Raw genomic sequence first — 17,249 nt, 5'->3', positions numbered from 1 at the left:
GTCCCTGTTGGGAACGGTACGGGCCAGCCAGGGCGTTGGTTCCGCTTTGCCTAAAGCGTCCGGAGCGCAGGTAGCGCATCCTTGTCGATCGACTTCGACCGATCCTCCATGGTGTATTTGAGCCCGGTTGCGCAGTTGAACAGCACCGCTTCGTCATCGGCGGCGACCCATCCTTCGGCAAGCGCCTTGCGATAGGCGGCAAGCGTCGCCCCACCTTCGGGACAGAGCAGCAGGCCGTCTTGCATGGCGCTGTCCGAGGTCGCGCGGATGATCTCGTCTTCATCGACCGCAACCGCCTTACCGCCACTTTCCCGCACCGCGCGAATGATGAGGAAATCACCCACCGCCTTGGGCACGCGAATACCCGCTGCGACCGTGTGTGCATCTTCCCAGCGTTCGGCATGCTCCTCGCCCTGTTCGAAGGCGCGCACGATCGGGGCGCAGCCGCTCGCCTGCACCGCGAACATCTTCGGCCGCACGGATCCGATCCAGCCCAGTTGCTCCAGTTCGTCGAAAGCTTTCCACATGCCGATCAGACCCGTGCCGCCGCCGGTCGGATAGAAGATCGCCTTGGGCAGCCGCCAGTTGAGTTGCGCAGTCAGTTCGAGGCCCATCGTCTTCTTGCCCTCGATCCGATAGGGCTCCTTGAGCGTCGAGAAATCGAACCATAGCCCCTCGGCCGCGCCCTGCCCCACGATCGCGCCGCATTCGTCGATCAGGCCGTTGACCCGGTAGACGCGCGCGCCCTGCGCCGCGATTTCGCGGACGTTGATCTCGGGGGTGTCGGAGGGGCACAGCACCACCGTCTCGATCCCCGCACGCGTCGCATAGGCGGCCAGCGCCGCGCCCGCATTGCCATTGGTGGGCATGGCGATGCGGGTGACGCCCAATTCCTTGGCCATGGCCACCGCCATCACCAGTCCGCGCGCCTTGAAGCTGCCCGTGGGAAGGCGTCCCTCGTCCTTAACGAGCACTTTGGGGCCACCCGATTTCGGAATCGGAACCAGCGGGGTCTCGATCTCGCCGAGGCTGACGATGCTGTCGGTATGGCGGACTGGCAGAAGCTCGCGCCAGCGCCACAGGTCCGTAGGCCGCGCCTCCAGAGCCGCCTTGGATAGCGCCCTTCCCGCCGCTTCCAGATCGTAGCGGACCAGCAAGGGTCGCCCCGCGTCGGACAAGCCGTGCAGCCTGTCGGCCTCGTAGCGCTTGCCTGTGATCGAACATTCGAGATGGGTGACGAAGGTTTTCCGTTCGCCTTCAAGGTTCGAGGTCAGCATCAGTCGTAGCTCACTCCGGGAAGACCCTGTCCGCCATCGGCGATGAAAGCATCGATCCGCGCCTCGAGTGCCGGAAGCGGGACCGAGCCGAGCGAGAGCACGACATCGTGGAACTTGCGGATGTCGAAATCCTCGCCCAGAGCCTCTTCGGCCTTTGCACGCACGCGGCGCATGGTCATCTCGCCGAGCTTGTAGGCCAGAGCCTGGCCGGGCCAGCTGATATAGCGGTCGATCTCGGTCCCCACCTCGCGCTCGGACAGCGCGGTATGGCGCGACAGGTAATCGACCGCCTGCTCGCGGGTCCAGCCATAGTGGTGGATACCGGTATCGATCACCAGCCGTGCCGCACGCCACATCTCGTAGGAAAGCTGGCCGAACCGTTCGTAGGGAGTGCGGTAGATGCCCATCTCGTTGCCGAGATATTCGACATAGAGGCCCCAGCCCTCGCCGAAACCGGAGAAATAGGTCTGGCGCCGGAAGCGCGGGGCGTCCTCGCGCTCGAGTGCGATTGCTGCCTGGAACGAGTGCCCCGGCGCGCATTCGTGCATCGTCAGTGCGGGGATGTTGTATACCGGGCGCGAGGGCAGATCATGCGTATTGATCTGGCAATACTCGAGCCCGCCCCTGCCCGCGGTGTAGAAGGGGGCGATCGCCGGATCGACCGGACGCAGGCCATGGCGATAGCGCGGCAGGAAACCGAAGTACTCGCCCAATTTGTCGTCCACGCGCTTGGCTGCATAGGCCGCGACACCCATCAGCTCGTCGGGCGTGTCGGCCACGAATTGCGGATCGGTACGCAGGAAGGCGATGAATTCTTCCAGCGTGCCTTCGAATCCGGCCTCCTGCTTGGCCTTTTCCATCTCGGCGGTGATCCGCGCGACCTCAGCTAGGCCGATTGCGTGTATCTCCTCGGCGGTGAGGTCGAGCGTGGTGAATTGGCGGATCTGCTGCGCGTAATAGGCCGCACCATCGGGAAACTCGCTCGCACCCAGCGTGGTGCGCGTGTTGGGCAGGTATTCGTCGCGGAAGAACGCCAGCCATGCGGCATAGGCCGGCGTGACCCGGTCGCCTATCGCAGCCCGCGCCGCATCGCGCAGGCGCTCGCGTTCATCCTCGGGGATGCTGCGGGGCATGTCGGCTAAAGGGCGCCAGAAGGGGCTGTCCTCGGGATCGTCGACGACATAGGAGGCGATCGATACGTCGCGCCCTTCGAGGGTGACGCGCGGCACCGAGAAGCCGCGCTCGAGACCGGCCCGTGCATTGGCCCTCTGCTCGGCGAAATAGCGCGGAATGTCGCGCATCCGGCCGATGTAGTTCTCGTAATCCTCGACGGTCGAAAACCCGCTGCGACCCGCCAGGTAGGACCAGAAATTGCTGTCGCTGTCGAAGGGCATCTCCCATTCGGCAAAGCGGGCATCGCCGATCTCAGCCTCGAGAAGCGTGCGCAGAACCAACGCATTGGTGCGTGCCTCGCCGCTCAATGTGGCGCCGTCGATCGCCCCGAGTTGCTCGAGAAAGCGCTGGTATTGCGCCGCACGCGCCCGCTGGGCCTCCGGCGTCACCGACGCCAGGCTGTCGCCTTGCCGCACACCGCCTGCGTCAGTCTCGGTCAGGCCGTATTGATCGAGCCGGTAGTCGTAATAGGCATCCGCCAGCGCGGCGAGCCGATCGTCGGCGCTGTCCTGCGCAAACAGCGGTGAGGCGAAAGCGGAAGCGACGAGGACCGCCGCTCCGAAAATGGCAGTCCTCATCGTCTCTCCCCTATCCGGTCGGGTCAGTCCGGCTTCTTTGCCACGCCGACCATGGCCGGGCGCAGCAGGCGATCCTTGATCATGTAGCCGGCCTGCATTTCCTGCACGATGGTACCGGGTTCGGCCTCGTCGGTGGGCACTTCCATCATCGCCTGGTGCTGGTTCGGGTCGAGCGGCATGCCCTTGGCGGCGATCCGCGTGATTCCGTTGTTGTTGAAGACCTTCTCCAGCTCGCGCTGGGTCGCCTCGATCCCGGCGATGAAGTTCTTGGCCTTCTCGTGCTCGCGCAGTTCCGCCGGCACGTGTTCGAGCGCGCGCGACAGATTGTCGGCCACGCTCAGAATGTCGCGCGCGAAGCTGGTCGCGCCGTAATTGCGCGCATCCTGCACGTCCTTTTCGAGACGGCGGCGCACATTCTGGGTTTCCGCGCGGGCATAGAGCACGTCCTGCATCGCGGTTTCGAGATCGCCGCGCAGCTTGGCGAGCGCTTCCTCGAGCCCGTTGTCCTCCTCGGTCTCACCGTCGTCGCGCAGGTGCTCGGGAACGCCCTCCATCTCGCGCGCCACTTCTTCGTCGACCGCCTTTTCACGCGGTTCGTTCTTGTTCTCGTCGTTCACTGGAAAACCCTGCTAGCCAATTCTTTTGCCCAAGGATCGGGCGGTGAAATCCACCATGGGGACGACCCGCGCGTAATTCAACCGAGTCGGCCCGATGACTCCCAGCACGCCGACGACCTTGCCCTCGCGGTCGCGATAGGGCGACGCGATCACGGATGAGCCCGAAAGCGAGAACAGCCGGTTCTCGCTGCCGATGAAAATTCGCATTGCATCGGCCCGGCGCGCGCGTTCGAGCAGGCTGGCGACCGATTGCTTGCTTTCCAGATCGTCGAGCAGTGAGCGGACGCGCTCGATATCGTCCAGCGCCGCCTCGTCGAGCAGATTCGCCTGTCCGCGTACGATCAGCACCGGTCGGTTGCTGGCATCCTCACTCCATGTCGCAAGGCCCCGCTGCACCAGATCGCGGCTCGCCTCGTCGAGCGCCGATTTTCCGCTGCTGATTTCCTTTTCCACCACATTGGCTGCCTCGGCGAGCGTGCGACCGGACGTCCGCGCGGTCAGGTAATTGCTGGCCTGTTCTAGCGAGGTGCCGAGCGCTTCCGCAGGGAGCGCGAGAATCCTGTTCTCGATATGCCCATCCTCGCCCACCAGCACGGCGAGCACGCGATTGGCATCGAGCGGGGTCAGCGACACCTGGGCCAGTTTCGGCTCGCGTGCCGGCACCATGACCATGCCCGCAGCACCCGAAAGGTCCGAGAGAAGTGCGCTGGTCTCTTCCAGCGCGCGCTCGATCGGGCCGGGTTCGGCCAGGCGCTGCTCTATGGCGGCGCGTTCCTCGCGGGTGGGCTCCCCCACCTGCATCATCGCATCCACGAACAGGCGCAGGCCCGTCTCGGTCGGCATTCGCCCTGCGCTGGTATGCGGTGCTGCCAGCAATCCGCGTTGCTCAAGCTCGGCAAGGACAGAGCGGATAGAGGCGGGTGAGAGGTTTACCCCGCTCTCGCCCGCAAGTGCCTTCGACCCCATCGGCGCACCGCTATCGAGATATCCCTCGACCACGAGACGAAAGATCTCTCGCGCACGGTCTGACAAGTCGGTTAGCGGCGGGGAATTCATGCGTTCTATCTAGCCACTCCCCTTGCAGCCTCAAGACCCATGCGCCACACGCACGCCTGAGATTCGACTGCAATGGAGAACCTGAATGCGACCTTCCGGCCGTGCGCCCGACGAAATGCGCGCCATCACTATCGAGACCGGCTACACCAAACATGCCGAGGGCAGCTGCCTGATCAGCTTCGGCGAAACGCGCGTGCTGTGCACCGCGAGCGTCGAAGAACGGATTCCGCCATGGCTGCGCGGCAAGGGCGAAGGCTGGGTTACCGGGGAATACTCCATGCTCCCGCGCGCCACGCACACCCGCGGCCAGCGCGAAGCAGCCAAGGGCAAACAGAGCGGACGCACGCAGGAAATCCAGCGCCTGATCGGCCGTAGCCTGCGCGCCGTGGTCGACCACAAGAAGCTGGGCGAGCGGCAGATCACGCTCGATTGCGATGTGATCCAGGCCGACGGCGGCACGCGCACCGCGTCGATTTCGGGCGCCTGGGTCGCGCTTCGCCTCGCGGTCGACGAATTGATGAAGTCCGGGGCGATCACCCAAGACCCGATCAGCGCGAAGGTCGCCGCCATTTCCTGCGGCATCTACCAGGGCACGCCGGTGCTCGACCTCGACTATCCCGAAGACAGCGGCGCCGATGCCGATGCCAATTTCGTGCTGATCGAAGGGGGCAAGATCGCCGAGGCGCAAGCGACCGCCGAAGGTGCGCCCTATGACGAGGAAGCCTTTCTGCGGCTCCTTCGCCTGGCGCAGATGGGCTGCGCACAGGTATTCAAGGCTCAGGATGAGGCGACACGCAAATGACACGGCGCATCGGTTCGGGCTCGCTGGTCATCGCGACGCATAACGACGGCAAGCTGAAAGAGATTTCCGCGCTGCTCGAACCGCATGGTGTGACATGCATTTCGGCCGGATCGCTCGGCCTGCCCGAACCGGCCGAGACGGGCACCACCTTTGTCCAGAACGCGCTGCTCAAGGCGCGGGCGGCGGCGGAATCGTCGGGCCTCGTGGCCCTCGCAGACGATAGCGGGATGTCGGTCGATGCGCTCGACGGTCGGCCCGGCGTCTACACTGCCGACTGGGCCGAGCGGCAGTGGTTCGAAGGCGAACCGGGCCGCGACTGGTTCATGGCGATGGGCAAGGTCGAGGGCATGCTGCAGGCAAAGGGCGCCGATGTCGACCGCTCATGCGCCTTCCACTGTGTCCTCGCGCTCGTCTGGCCCGATGGCGAGCAGGCAGTCTACGAGGGCACCGCGCCCGGCACGCTGACCTGGCCACCGCGCGGCACGATGGGGTTCGGATACGATCCGGTATTCGTACCGAAGGGACGCAAGCTGACCTTCGCAGAGCTCGATCCTGCAGAAAAACACGCCATCAGCCACCGCGCCGACGCCTTCGCCAAGCTGGTCGCCGAACAATTCGGCTGAGGCTCAGTAGGCTTTCTGGCCCCAGACATTGCCGGCCGGCCAGTAACGGCACACGAGCACGTCGTTGCCGCGCGCCGTGACCACTGCACAACCGACTTCCTTGGTCTCGCGCCAGACGATCTGCGTATAATGGCCGACATCCGCCCAGTTCCCGGTCTTGGAAATATTGGGGAAGTGGGCGTGGCGGTAGTACTGCTTCTCCGCGATGAACATCCCGACCATGGTTTCGACCGACCAATGTCCGGCAGTGCCCATCCAGAGATTCTCTCCGGTCCGGTTACGGGTGCCCTGATCCGCGTGTTGCAGCACACCCTGGTGCGAAAGATGCTGCGCCCATTCGCGCGCCTCGCGTTCGAGATGAACGTTCCATTTGAGGGGCTTGAGGCGAAGCGCCTCGCGTTCTTGATTGTGCGTCCGCAGGATCCGCGCGGCCAGATGCAGGTCGGAGGTTCCGCGCTGGTCGATCGACCGCGTTGCGGGAAAGGCCTCGAACGAGGATGCCGTCGACGACGATCCGCTTGCGGCCACACCGCTCCCCGTGGCACATAGCAGCGCGACGACGCCGACGAGCGGCGCGATCCATTTTCTCGACCCGTCCATGACGCCCGAGATTCCGTTCCGACGATTAAGAATAGCTGAAGACATCCTTGGCCCGCGCTCTCTACATCCACTGGCCCTTCTGTATTGCAAAATGTCCTTATTGCGACTTCAACAGCCATGTCCGGGAATCTGCGGATATGGCGGCGTGGAAAGCCGCTCTGATTGCGGACATGCGCCACGAATATGCCGAGGCCGGATCGCAGGGATCGCTGGCCAGCATTTTCTTCGGTGGCGGAACGCCCTCGCTTATGCCGCCGACGCTGGTTGCCGCCCTTCTGGCCGAGGCCGAGCGCCTGTGGGGCTTCGATCCCGCAATCGAAATCACGCTTGAGGCCAATCCCAGCAGTGTCGAAGCGGCCAAATTTGCAGACCTTGCTGCGGCGGGCGTCAATCGTGTTTCGCTCGGCGTGCAGAGTCTGCGCGACGACGCCCTGAAATTCCTCGGCCGACTGCATGGCGTCGACGAGGCGCTGGCGGCGGTCGAGCTTGCACAGACCCATTTCCGACGGGTTTCGATCGATCTGATCTATGCCCGCCCCGGTCAGACCGAAGCACAATGGCGAACCGAACTCGGCGAAGCGCTGGCGCTCGGCACCGACCATATGTCGCTTTATCAATTGACCATCGAGCCGGCGACGCGCTTTGCCACCGATGTGCGGCGGGGCATTTTCGAGCCGCTCGACGACGACGACGCAGCCGATCTATTCGCCCTCACGCGACAAATGACCGCCGTAGCGGGCCTGCCTGCCTACGAGATCAGCAATCACGCGCGGCCCGGGCAGGAAAGCCGGCACAATCTCACCTACTGGCGCTATCACGACTATAGCGGCATCGGCCCCGGAGCGCATGGACGGCGTCGCGACGTCGCGACGGTACGGCATCGCAAGCCGGAGAACTTTCTCTCCGCAGTCAAGGCGCAGGGCCATGGTATCGGCGAGGCGCGCAGGCTTGATCGCGGCGAGCAGGCCAGCGAAGCATTGCTGATGGGGCTGAGACTTGCCGAGGGAATCGATCTCGCGGCACTCGCCCGCCGGTTCGACGGCACCCCATCCGCGCTCGTCGATGAAGCCAAGCTGGCGCTCTATCGCGACCTCGGTCTCGTTTGGATGGATCGGGAGCGGATCGGTGTCACGCCGCAAGGCATGCCCTTACTCGACGCCCTCCTGGGCGAGGTGGTCCGCACCGACCTCGTGACGTCATGAGTAAGGCCGACCTGCTCGGGGCTTGGCACGATCACCTGGCGCTCGGCCTGCGCCGCTCGCCGCATACGGTCCGGGCTTATTGCAGAGCTGCGGAGCGGCTGCTTTCCCGTCTCGACATGGCCTCATGGCATGAGGTCGCCGACATCACTGCCGCGCGCTTGCGCACTCATCTCGCCTCACGCCGCGCGGACGGCTTGTCCAAAGCTTCGGCTGCGCGCGAGCTTTCCGCGCTCAAGGGATTTATCGCATTCGCGCGCGCTCAGGCGGGCCACGCCGTTTCCGATCCGCCTCGCGTACGGGGGCCGCGGATCAAGAAGGGGCTGCCTCGCCCCGTCACGCCCGACGATGCTATCGGACTGGCCGACACGGTGGAGGCGCTGGCCCGGGAAGACTGGATAGGTGCGCGCGACCGTGCCGTCCTCATGCTTCTCTATGGTGCCGGCATGCGTATCGCGGAGGCGCTTTCACTCACGGGCGCCGCGCTTCCCTTGGGTGAACGGCTGACCGTGACCGGCAAGGGGGGCAAGCAGAGGGTCGTGCCGCTGCTGCCGATCGTGCGCGATGCGGTGGCCGACTACGCCGCCCGCTGTCCCTGGCCGCTGGCGAAAGACCAACCGCTGTTTCGCGGCGCGAAAGGTGGGCCGCTGTCGCAGGGCATGGTCCAGAAGGCGACCGCCGGCGCACGTAAAGCGCTGGGCCTGCCCGACAGTGCCACGCCGCACGCGCTGCGCCACAGTTTCGCGACCCATCTGCTCGGGTCGGGGGCAGACTTGCGCAGCCTGCAGGAATTGCTCGGCCATGCCAGCCTCGGGTCCACGCAAATCTATACGCAGGTCGATGCGGCAAGCCTGCTCGATGCCTATCGCAGCGCGCACCCGCGCGAGAAGGATTAATCCCGGTTCCGCGGCTTCCAGGTTGTGACCCGCCAGAGATAGCCGCCTATCGCCACGACGAAGATCGCGAGGACGAGCCAGCCCAACAGTTCCTGCGACCGTGCCAGCCTGCGACCAAGCTCGACCATCAAGAGGTTCCAGACGAAGGCGCCCGCGAAGGTGTAAACCAGGAAGCGCGTCGTTCCCATGTGCAGCAGTCCCGCGGGTATGGAGATCAGCGTGCGCAGCACCGGGGTAAAGCGCATCGCGAAGACCACCCACGGACCGTGCCTCCGAAAGAAGGCCTGCGCGCGCTCGACATCGTGCCAATCCATTGTCAGCCATCGCCCGTGCCTTGCGACGAAAGGCTCGAGACGGGTTCGCCCCCAGCGGTCGCAGATCCAGTACCACCAATAATTTCCGAGCGTGGTGCCCGCGCTGCCGACCACAAGCAGCGGCCAATACTCCATCGTTCCGCGTGCAACGGCGACCCCACCCAGCCCCATGATGATCTCGGACGGGAGCGGCGGGAAAATATTCTCAAGCGCCATCAACACGAAAATGCCGAACAAGCCGCCGAGTTCGATGGTGCGGATGATGAATTCGGTCATTGATCACGCGGTCGTGGGGTCACATCGCCGCGTGGCGTCGCTCGATCGCGTCCCAGATCAGGCCCGCGGTATCGGTGCCGTTGAATCTGTCGATCGCCACGATGCCGGTAGGCGAGGTGACGTTGATTTCGGTCAGCCACTTGCCACCGATCACGTCAATTCCGACAAACACAAGCCCGCGGCGTTTGAGTTCGGGGCCCATGGCGGAGCAGATTTCCTCTTCGCGCTCGGTCAGCGTCGTCGCCTCGGCATGGCCGCCCTGCGCGAGGTTCGAACGAAACTCGCCCTCGCCGGGGAAGCGATTGATGGCCCCTGCGAATTCGCCATCGACGAGCACGATCCGCTTATCGCCCTCGCTCACTTCGGGGAGGAAAGGCTGCACCATGTGCGGCTCGGGCCAAGTCTGGTCGAAGACCTCCGAAAGTGCGGAAAGATTGGTGCCGCGTTCGTCCAGGCGGAAGATCGCCCTACCGCCATTGCCGTGCAGCGGCTTGACCACCACCGAACCGTGCTTCTTCTGAAAGTCGCGCAGATCGTCGAGATGCCGGGCGACCAACGTGGGTGGCATGTATTGCGCATAGTCGAGCACGAACATTTTCTCGGGCGCGTTCACGACCTCGCGCGGATCGTTGACCACCAGCGTCGTCCCCTTGAGCCGGTCGAGCAGCAAGGCGCTGCTGATGTAACCCAGGTGAAACGGCGGATCCTGTCGCATCAGCACGACATCGATATCCCGCGCGAGATCGATCCGCCGACGATCACCCGCGCTGTAATGGTCGCCCTCCACGCGCTGCACGGTAACCGGCGCGGCGTGCGCCGTTATCCGGCCGCTCGGCGTTCCGTCGCTTTCGTAGGCGAGGCTGGCGACATCATAGTGCCAGAGCTCGTGCCCGCGCGCCTGCGCGGCCAGCATCAGCGCGAACGAGCTGTCGCCCGCGATGTTGATGCTCTCGAGCGGGTCCATCTGGACGGCGACGCGTAGCGGCATTCTAGTCTCCGATCATCCCGGCCCGCCTCACGATCAGGGCTGCCAAGCATTGGCGATGTGGCGAGGGAAACTGCCCGGCGCAAGCAGGATCACGTCGATGCGGATATCCTCGCCCTTCTCAGCATAGCGGTGGGCAACCGCCTCGACAGCTCCGGCGACGCGCGATAAACGGTATTCATCGATCGCATGGTCGAGATCGGCGCGCTTACGGCGCCATTTGACCTCGATGAAAGCGACAATGGCGCCCCGTTTGGCGACGAGATCGATCTCGCCCGCCGGTGTCTTCACGCGGCGATCGAGGATTTGCCAGCCCTTGGTCCTGAGCCAGATCGCCGCGCGGGTTTCGCCTTCACGGCCGCTCTTCTCGGCCAGTTGGCGTTTCATGCCGAGCGCAGTTCCATGGCCCGGGCATAGAGGGTCTTGCGATCGACGCCCGTCGCCTTGGCCACCTGCGCCGCGGCCTGCGAGGCCTTCATCGTGCGCAGCGCATCGATCAGCATGGCATCGGCATCCTCCTCGCTGGCAACCCGCTCGGGAGGCGGGCCGACCAACAACACGATTTCACCCTTGGGCGGATGTGCCTCGAAATAGGCGATCAGCCCCGCAGGCAGGCCGCGGCGCATTTCTTCGTGCAGCTTGGTCAACTCGCGCGCCACCGCAACCTCGCGATCCGGCAGGACCTCGCCGATCGTGGTGAGCGATTTGGTCAGCCGGGGCGCGGTTTCGTAGAATACCAGCGTGCTGTCGATGGCCGACAGTTCCTCGAGCATTTCGCGGCGGGCCTTCTCTTTGCTCGGCAGGAAGCCCGCGAAAAGGAACCGATCGTTGGGCAGGCCCGACAGCGCAAGACCGGCAACGGCCGCACATGCACCGGGAAGAACCGTGACCGGGATGCCCTCCGCGCGGCAATCATTGACCAGGCGATAGCCCGGATCGGACACCATCGGGGTTCCCGCATCGCTGACCAGCGCCACCGCGCGGTCGCGCGTGGATTCGACCAGGCGCGAGCGGTCGCGGTGCTCGCTGTGGTCGTCATAGCGCCACATCGGCTTAGAAATCCCCAGGTGCTTCAGCAGCTTGCCGGTCACCCGCGTATCCTCGCAGGCGATCCCGTCGCAGCGTTTCAGCACGTCGATCGCCCGCAGCGTGATATCGCCGAGGTTGCCGATCGGGGTGGCGACGATATAGAGCCCCGGAGCAAGTGAATTTTCGGGTTGGGTCGCATCGGTCACCCTTCCCCCATGAACCATCAATGAGGGACGCGGCAAGATGAAGCGCTGGACTTTCGACCGTCGGGCAATCGTAACGGTGGGGCTGGCCGCCCTGCTCGGCGCCTGTTCGGTCATCCCCAAGGGCGCCGAGCGTCCGGCCCCGGTTGTGACGACACCGACGCCCGAACCGACCGAGAGCCTGCCGACCGACCAGACCCGCCACCGTATCGCGTTGCTGGTACCGATGTCTGGCCGCAACGGTCCGGTCGGCCAGTCGATCGCCAATGCGACGACCATGGCACTGCTCGACACCAATGCGAGTAATCTGCGGATCACCACCTACGATACCGCAAAGGGTCCCGAGGCCGCCGCGCGCCAAGCGATTGCCGAAGGCAACAAGCTGATTCTCGGCCCGCTGTTGGGGTCGAATATCCCCTCGGTGACCAACACCGCCCGGGCGGCCGACGTGCCCGTGATCTCCTTCTCCAACGATACCGGTGCTGCAGGGCCCGATGTGTTCATCATGGGACACATCCCCGAGCAGTCGATCATGCGTACCGTCCAGTACGCGCGCGCACGCGGCTCGCAGAACTTCGCGATCATCTCGCCCGATGGCGAATATGGCGCGCGCGCCGAGGACGCGATGCGCCGCGCAGTTTCGGCCTATGGCGGCACCGTTGTCTGGACCGAACGCTATGCGCGCGGAAATACGTCGGTGGTCAGCGCCGCCGAACGGCTCAGGGCGCATGGCGGCTATGATACCGTGCTTGTCGCCGATGGCCCGCGACTAGCTGCGCAGGCGGCCGGTGTTTTGTCGCCCGGCGGCGGCGGGACGATCCAGCTCCTCGGCACCGAGCTGTGGAGCGGCGAAGGTTCTGTCACACGGGCCTCGGCGCTCGACGGCGCGCTGTTCTCTGCCGTTTCCGATGATCGCTACAAGCGCTTCGTCGACAGCTACGAGGCGCGGTTCGGCGGGCAGCCCTATCGGATCGCCACGCTGGGCTACGATGCCGTCCTTCTGACGCTGCGTGTCGCCCGCGACTGGCGTGTGGGCCGCGATTTTCCCGACGGCGCCCTGCGCAGCGAGGACGGCTTTCTTGGCCTCGACGGCGCGTTCCGCTTCCGTCGCAATGGCTTGGTCGAGCGCGCCTTCGAAGTGCGCGAGGTGCGTAATGGAGCAGTCGTGGTGGTGGAGAATGCACCTACCCGCTTCTGAGCAGAGCGGATAACGTCGCCAGCCAGCTTGCGAGGCCGGGTGGGCGCGATATAGCCTGTCCCCATGTCCGACGATCTGTTCGAAAACACGCCCACATCCAGCGGCGACTATGATGCTTCCTCGATCGAGGTTCTCGAAGGCCTCGAACCGGTGCGCCGTCGCCCCGGCATGTATATCGGCGGGACCGACGATCGCGCGCTCCACCATCTCGCCGCAGAAGTTCTCGACAATGCGATGGACGAGGCGGTTGCGGGCCACGCGACGCGGATCGAGATGCGGCTGGAGGAAGGCAACCGGGTCGTGATTGCCGACAACGGTCGCGGCATCCCGGTCGACGAGCATCCGAAATATCCCGGCAAGTCTACGCTCGAAGTGATCCTGTCGACGCTCCATTCGGGCGGCAAGTTCTCGGGCAAGGCCTATGCCACCAGCGGTGGTTTGCACGGTGTGGGTGTCTCGGTGGTCAATGCCCTGTCCAGCGACACGCGGGTCGAAGTCGCGCGCGACAAGCAGCTCTACGCGCAGAGCTTTTCCAAAGGGCAGACGCTGGGCCCCATCGAACAGCTCGGCCCGACGCCCAACCGCCGCGGCACCACCGTCAGCTTCGTGCCGGACACCGAAATCTTCGGCGACCGCAAGTTCAATCCCAAGCGCTTGTTCAAGCTCGCACGCTCGAAAGCCTATCTGTTCGCAGGGGTCGAAATCCGCTGGAAATGCGACGAGAACCTCGCCAGCGAGGAGGCGCCGGCCGATGCGGTGTTCAAATTCCCCGGCGGCCTCGCCGATCACCTGGCCGAACAGATCGGCGCGCGCGAATGCGTTACCGCGCAGCCCTTCACCGGCAATCAGGATTTCCCCGAAGAGGCGGGCCGCGTCGAATGGGCGATCGCCTGGCCACTCTATTCGGACGGTTCGACCAGCTGGTACTGCAACACCGTGCCGACCCCCGACGGCGGCACGCACGAACAGGGCCTTCGCGCGGCACTGACCAAGGGCCTGCGCGCTTTCGGCGAACTGACCGGGATCAAGAAGGCGAAGGACCTTACCGCCGACGACGTGATGACCGGCGCGGAAGTCATGCTCAGCGTTTTCATTCGCGATCCGCAATTCCAGAGCCAGACCAAGGACCGCCTCACCTCGCCCGAGGCCGCGCGCCTGGTCGAGAATGCGGTGCGCGACCATTTCGACCATTTCCTCGCCGACAATATGGACCGCGGCAAGGCGCTGCTCGGCCAGGTGATGGAGCGGATGGATGAGCGCCTGCGACGGAAACAGGAACGCGAAATCAAGCGCAAGACCGCGACCAATGCCAAGAAGCTGCGCCTGCCCGGCAAGCTCACCGACTGTTCGGGCGAAGGCGATGGCGAGACCGAGCTGTTCATCGTCGAAGGCGACAGCGCCGGCGGCAGCGCCAAGCAGGCGCGCGACCGCAAGACGCAGGCGATCCTGCCGATCCGCGGCAAGATCCTCAACGTCGCCAGCGCATCCGCCGACAAGATCCGCGCCAACAGCGAAATCGCCGACCTCACGCTGGCGATGGGCTGCGGGACACGCAAGGATTGCGACCCGGAAAACCTGCGCTACGACCGCATCATCATCATGACCGATGCCGATGTCGATGGCGCACATATCGCAACGCTGCTGATGACCTTCTTCTTCCAGGAAATGCCCGAGGTCGTGCGCAACGGGCATCTCTACCTCGCCCAGCCCCCGCTCTATCGCCTCACCGCAGGAAAGGAGAGCCGCTACGCTCGCGACGACACGCATCGCGCCGAGCTGGAGGAGACGGTATTCAAGGGCAAGAAGGTCGATGTCGGGCGGTTCAAGGGCCTGGGTGAAATGAACCCCGCGCAATTGCGCGAAACGACGATGAACCCCGACACCCGCAGCCTGATCCGCATCACCCTGCCGCCCGAGTTCGAGGACCGCGCGAAAGTGAAGGAACTGGTCGACCAACTCATGGGCCGCAATCCCGAACACCGCTTCAACTTCATCCAGAACAATGCGGGCGACATGGACCGCGAGATGATCGACGCGTAGACTGGGCGACCGGTCTGCGCGCCGATATCTCTTGCGTCACGCTATGCCGTCGGTGGTGTGTGTTCGACCTTATGCTTTATCTTGAGGCCCAGCCCGACCAGGTCGAGCAGGATCATCGCGACCTTGGCCGCAGCTGCCGCGCCACCTGAAAGCGCCCCGGCTGCGATCCAAGCGATCATCTTCGCAATGGCGACTACATAATCCTTCCACGACATGTCCGCGAACATGTGGGCGAAAAACTCCGAGAATATCGTCCAGAATTCGGCCTTGTGGATCAGTTTCAGAAACTTCGCCCAGTTCTTCGCTTTGATGGCGTAAAGGATTGCCTCCCATAGTTCCTTGTTCCGCCCGGTCTGTCGCCAAGTCTTCATCGCTTCGCGCAAAGCGGCCGAACTGGCCTTCTTCGGCGGCTTCATCTTCAGGCCAATTGCGCTGGTCAGCGTGCCGATGATCTGGATGAGGACATCTACATAGAAAGCGGCTTCGGCAATGGCGCTTTCGTCTGAGATGTTTTCGCTCAAATATTCGACCTGTCCATCATTGTATACCGCCAACAAGCTATCGCCATTGCGCACCATCACCGGAGTGGCCGCCTGTACATTCGCATAGGCCAGCGCGCCGTCGCACTTCGGAATATCGCAGGCGTCGATAACGAATGCCTCGATTTCAGGCCGGATATCCTCCCAATCATGTTTGCCCAGTCCCCGCCGACCCGCAGCCTGCAAGGCAGTGTCCAGTCGATCCGGAACTTCCTCCAGGACCAAATCGACAAGCTCGCGGGAGGCCCGGAATGGTGCCTCGATTTCCAGTGGGTCGATCGTCCGCAAATAGGCATCTATTCCCGCGGATCCCGAAACGATCGATTGCAGAGATTCGCGTTTAAAAAGGGTGTCCTCCCTGTGCGGTGGAACCCGGTTCAATACTTTAGCCGTAGACATTGAAATCCTCCTCGAGATCGAAAAGCGACCCGTGGGGACCCGAATTCATATAGGCCAAAATACCAAAATATTTCCGGAATGACACCTGGCGTAGTTTCGCAGCGCTAAACCTAACGATAAGCGCGCTTTTCGCCTATGAAAAAAGAGAGGGGCAAGATTAGTCCCGGTCCGCTTGGACCACAGTATGCACGTGCAGCTCCCCCTCTAGCGTGCGGTGCACCGGGCACTTGTCTGCAATCTCGATGATGCGCCGGCGCTGGTCCTCGTCCAGGTCTTCGCCGTGCAGCGCTATTTTCCGATTGAGCGCCTGCATCTGCCTGCCCTCTTCCATCGCCTCAACGTGGTCGCATTCGTCCTTGTGGTTGCGCTCGTGGAGCACCTCCACCGTCACGCCTTCGAGCGGCCAGCCCTTTTTGTCCGCGTACATCTTCATCGTCATGGCGGTGCAGGTGCCGAGCGCGGCATTGAGGAGGTCGTACGGCGTCGGGCCGGTATCGTCGCCGCCATAGCTGGTCGGCTCGTCGGCGACGAAGCGATGGCTCTTCGTGTGGACCTCTGTGCCGAACTTGCCGTGGCCGGTTTTGACCACCACCCCGTCTTCTGGCATGGGCCAGTCTTCGCGCATGGGTATGTAGCGACCGGCCCATGACGCGATCACGCTAGCGGCGAAATGCGCATCGGCATCGTTCAGGAGCAAATGGTCTGCGCCTTCGAGGCTGACGAAACTCTTGGGATGCTTGGCCGCGCGGAAGAGAGCGCTGGCATTCTCGATCCCCACCACGTCGTCGGTGGGGGAATGGAGGAACAATAGCGGGCGCTTCAACCGCGCGACCTCTTCCAGCAGATCGGTATTTTCCACCTTTTCGAGGAAGTCCCGGCTCAGCGCGAAATCGCGCCCTCCGATGGTCACCTCTCCCTCGCCTTCCTTACGGATTGCTTCGAGATCGCCGTCGATCCGCTGAAGAACGTGCGGAACATCGCTGGGCGCGCCGATCGTGGCGATGGCCGCCACCTTGTCGAAGCCGAGATCGTCCGCGGCGGCAAGCACGGCCGCACCGCCCAGACTGTGCCCCACCAGCAGGATCGGCTGCGCGAAACGGTCGAGCAGTTCCTCCGCCGCCGCAACGAGATCGGCGACATCGGTGGCAAAGCCCGCGCGTCCGAACTCGCCCTCGCTTCCGCCCAGCCCGGTGAAGTCGAACCGCAAGCAGGCGATACCTTCCTTGGCCAAGGCCCGCGAAACGCTGACCGCAGCACGGCTCTGCTTGGTGCAGGTGAAGCAATGCGCAAACAGCGCAGCACCACGCACCAGGCCGGTAGGCAGTTCGAGCGAACCTTCGAGCGTATGGCCCGCATCGGTGGCGATGGTGATCTTCTTGGTCGGCATAGGTCCTCCACATCCGTGTGCCGCGGCACACTGGTTACAACGCCCCCTTGCACGAGCG

At 64.1% G+C, this 17,249-nt stretch carries 17 protein-coding genes; 6 read left to right on the top strand and 11 right to left on the bottom strand.

Going from position 1 to position 17,249, the window contains the following annotated elements; translation table 11 throughout:
* Positions 1-50 precede the first annotated feature (50 nt).
* From ACQY4G_RS12805 to hrcA, 4 genes are read right to left on the bottom strand one after another with little or no spacing between them, the layout of a single operon-like run.
* Positions 51-1,277 (bottom strand): threonine synthase, encoded by a 1,227-nt coding sequence (locus ACQY4G_RS12805; protein ID WP_421991394.1) that lies wholly within the window; start codon positions 1,275-1,277, stop codon positions 51-53.
* Positions 1,277-3,028, bottom strand: coding sequence for a DUF885 domain-containing protein (locus ACQY4G_RS12800; protein ID WP_421991392.1), 1,752 nt, complete (start codon positions 3,026-3,028; stop codon positions 1,277-1,279). The genes ACQY4G_RS12805 and ACQY4G_RS12800 overlap by 1 nt, the downstream gene beginning before the upstream one ends.
* Before the next feature lie 23 nt (positions 3,029-3,051).
* A complete protein-coding gene (gene grpE, locus ACQY4G_RS12795; RefSeq protein ID WP_421991390.1) occupies positions 3,052-3,645 on the bottom strand; it encodes a nucleotide exchange factor GrpE in 594 nt (197 codons plus the stop codon).
* Positions 3,646-3,657: 12 nt separating this feature from the next.
* Complete coding sequence (gene hrcA, locus ACQY4G_RS12790) at positions 3,658-4,701, bottom strand: heat-inducible transcriptional repressor HrcA (RefSeq protein WP_291171037.1); 1,044 nt, start codon at positions 4,699-4,701, stop codon at positions 3,658-3,660.
* Between the two features lie 85 nt (positions 4,702-4,786).
* Here hrcA and rph point away from each other — a divergent pair, with 85 nt between their 5' ends.
* Positions 4,787-5,503: a ribonuclease PH gene (gene rph / locus ACQY4G_RS12785; protein WP_067688941.1), complete on the top strand. Its 717-nt coding sequence runs from the start codon at positions 4,787-4,789 to the stop codon at positions 5,501-5,503.
* Positions 5,500-6,126: an RdgB/HAM1 family non-canonical purine NTP pyrophosphatase gene (gene rdgB / locus ACQY4G_RS12780; RefSeq protein ID WP_421991388.1), complete on the top strand. Its 627-nt coding sequence runs from the start codon at positions 5,500-5,502 to the stop codon at positions 6,124-6,126. The genes rph and rdgB overlap by 4 nt, the downstream gene beginning before the upstream one ends.
* A gap of 3 nt (positions 6,127-6,129) precedes the next feature.
* Here the strand turns inward: rdgB and ACQY4G_RS12775 are convergent, their stop codons facing one another.
* Positions 6,130-6,726, bottom strand: a complete 597-nt coding sequence (locus ACQY4G_RS12775; protein WP_421991386.1) for a CAP domain-containing protein — start codon at positions 6,724-6,726, stop codon at positions 6,130-6,132.
* A gap of 47 nt (positions 6,727-6,773) precedes the next feature.
* On the opposite strand from ACQY4G_RS12775, the gene hemW reads away from it, so the two are divergent.
* Positions 6,774-7,928 (top strand): radical SAM family heme chaperone HemW, encoded by a 1,155-nt coding sequence (hemW, locus tag ACQY4G_RS12770; protein ID WP_421991384.1) that lies wholly within the window; start codon positions 6,774-6,776, stop codon positions 7,926-7,928.
* Complete coding sequence (locus ACQY4G_RS12765; protein ID WP_421991382.1) at positions 7,925-8,821, top strand: tyrosine recombinase XerC; 897 nt, start codon at positions 7,925-7,927, stop codon at positions 8,819-8,821. Before hemW ends, ACQY4G_RS12765 begins: the two co-directional genes overlap by 4 nt.
* On the opposite strand, the gene ACQY4G_RS12760 is transcribed toward ACQY4G_RS12765, so the two are convergent.
* The 4 genes from ACQY4G_RS12760 to rsmI are packed head-to-tail and all read right to left on the bottom strand — an operon-like array spanning position 8,818 to position 11,649.
* The gene (locus ACQY4G_RS12760; protein WP_421991380.1) at positions 8,818-9,411 is read right to left on the bottom strand and encodes a DedA family protein; all 594 of its coding nucleotides are present in this window, start codon (positions 9,409-9,411) and stop codon (positions 8,818-8,820) included. The genes ACQY4G_RS12765 and ACQY4G_RS12760 overlap by 4 nt on opposite strands.
* A 19-nt stretch (positions 9,412-9,430) precedes the next feature.
* Positions 9,431-10,399 carry a glutathione synthase gene (gene gshB / locus ACQY4G_RS12755; protein WP_421991378.1) on the bottom strand — a complete coding sequence of 323 codons (969 nt, stop codon included), beginning with the start codon at positions 10,397-10,399 and terminating at the stop codon, positions 9,431-9,433.
* 33 nt (positions 10,400-10,432) lie between these two features.
* Positions 10,433-10,783 (bottom strand): YraN family protein, encoded by a 351-nt coding sequence (locus ACQY4G_RS12750; RefSeq protein WP_421991376.1) that lies wholly within the window; start codon positions 10,781-10,783, stop codon positions 10,433-10,435.
* A complete protein-coding gene (gene rsmI, locus ACQY4G_RS12745) occupies positions 10,780-11,649 on the bottom strand; it encodes a 16S rRNA (cytidine(1402)-2'-O)-methyltransferase (RefSeq protein WP_421991374.1) in 870 nt (289 codons plus the stop codon). Before rsmI ends, ACQY4G_RS12750 begins: the two co-directional genes overlap by 4 nt.
* Positions 11,650-11,668: 19 nt before the next feature.
* Here rsmI and ACQY4G_RS12740 point away from each other — a divergent pair, with 19 nt between their 5' ends.
* A complete protein-coding gene (locus tag ACQY4G_RS12740; RefSeq protein WP_067688915.1) occupies positions 11,669-12,826 on the top strand; it encodes a penicillin-binding protein activator in 1,158 nt (385 codons plus the stop codon).
* Positions 12,827-12,889: 63 nt separating this feature from the next.
* Entirely contained in the window at positions 12,890-14,866 is a 1,977-nt protein-coding gene (gene parE, locus ACQY4G_RS12735; protein ID WP_421991372.1) for a DNA topoisomerase IV subunit B, read from the top strand.
* 41 nt (positions 14,867-14,907) lie between these two features.
* On the opposite strand, the gene ACQY4G_RS12730 is transcribed toward parE, so the two are convergent.
* A complete protein-coding gene (locus ACQY4G_RS12730) occupies positions 14,908-15,804 on the bottom strand; it encodes a hypothetical protein (RefSeq protein ID WP_421991370.1) in 897 nt (298 codons plus the stop codon).
* A gap of 157 nt (positions 15,805-15,961) precedes the next feature.
* Positions 15,962-17,191 carry an alpha/beta fold hydrolase gene (locus tag ACQY4G_RS12725; RefSeq protein ID WP_421991368.1) on the bottom strand — a complete coding sequence of 410 codons (1,230 nt, stop codon included), beginning with the start codon at positions 17,189-17,191 and terminating at the stop codon, positions 15,962-15,964.
* Between the last annotated feature and the right edge of the window lie 58 nt (positions 17,192-17,249).

Origin of the sequence: Qipengyuania sp. (genome assembly GCF_965277845.1) — a bacterium.
Classification (GTDB): Bacteria; Pseudomonadota; Alphaproteobacteria; order Sphingomonadales; family Sphingomonadaceae; genus Qipengyuania.
The sequence above is the reverse complement of the archived record's forward strand: the minus strand, read 5'-3'. Positions and strand labels throughout refer to the sequence as shown.

Coding starts and splice junctions, on each gene's coding strand:
- ACQY4G_RS12725 (WP_421991368.1), bottom strand. CDS start 17,191: ATGCCGACCAAGAAGATCACCATCGCCACCGATGCGGGCCATACGCTC.
- ACQY4G_RS12740 (WP_067688915.1), top strand. CDS start 11,669: ATGAAGCGCTGGACTTTCGACCGTCGGGCAATCGTAACGGTGGGGCTG.
- parE (WP_421991372.1), top strand. CDS start 12,890: ATGTCCGACGATCTGTTCGAAAACACGCCCACATCCAGCGGCGACTAT.
- rdgB (WP_421991388.1), top strand. CDS start 5,500: ATGACACGGCGCATCGGTTCGGGCTCGCTGGTCATCGCGACGCATAAC.
- ACQY4G_RS12765 (WP_421991382.1), top strand. CDS start 7,925: ATGAGTAAGGCCGACCTGCTCGGGGCTTGGCACGATCACCTGGCGCTC.
- ACQY4G_RS12730 (WP_421991370.1), bottom strand. CDS start 15,804: ATGTCTACGGCTAAAGTATTGAACCGGGTTCCACCGCACAGGGAGGAC.
- gshB (WP_421991378.1), bottom strand. CDS start 10,399: ATGCCGCTACGCGTCGCCGTCCAGATGGACCCGCTCGAGAGCATCAAC.
- hrcA (WP_291171037.1), bottom strand. CDS start 4,701: ATGAATTCCCCGCCGCTAACCGACTTGTCAGACCGTGCGCGAGAGATC.
- rsmI (WP_421991374.1), bottom strand. CDS start 11,649: ATGGTTCATGGGGGAAGGGTGACCGATGCGACCCAACCCGAAAATTCA.
- ACQY4G_RS12775 (WP_421991386.1), bottom strand. CDS start 6,726: ATGGACGGGTCGAGAAAATGGATCGCGCCGCTCGTCGGCGTCGTCGCG.
- ACQY4G_RS12750 (WP_421991376.1), bottom strand. CDS start 10,783: ATGAAACGCCAACTGGCCGAGAAGAGCGGCCGTGAAGGCGAAACCCGC.
- ACQY4G_RS12760 (WP_421991380.1), bottom strand. CDS start 9,411: ATGACCGAATTCATCATCCGCACCATCGAACTCGGCGGCTTGTTCGGC.
- ACQY4G_RS12805 (WP_421991394.1), bottom strand. CDS start 1,277: ATGCTGACCTCGAACCTTGAAGGCGAACGGAAAACCTTCGTCACCCAT.
- rph (WP_067688941.1), top strand. CDS start 4,787: ATGCGACCTTCCGGCCGTGCGCCCGACGAAATGCGCGCCATCACTATC.
- ACQY4G_RS12800 (WP_421991392.1), bottom strand. CDS start 3,028: ATGAGGACTGCCATTTTCGGAGCGGCGGTCCTCGTCGCTTCCGCTTTC.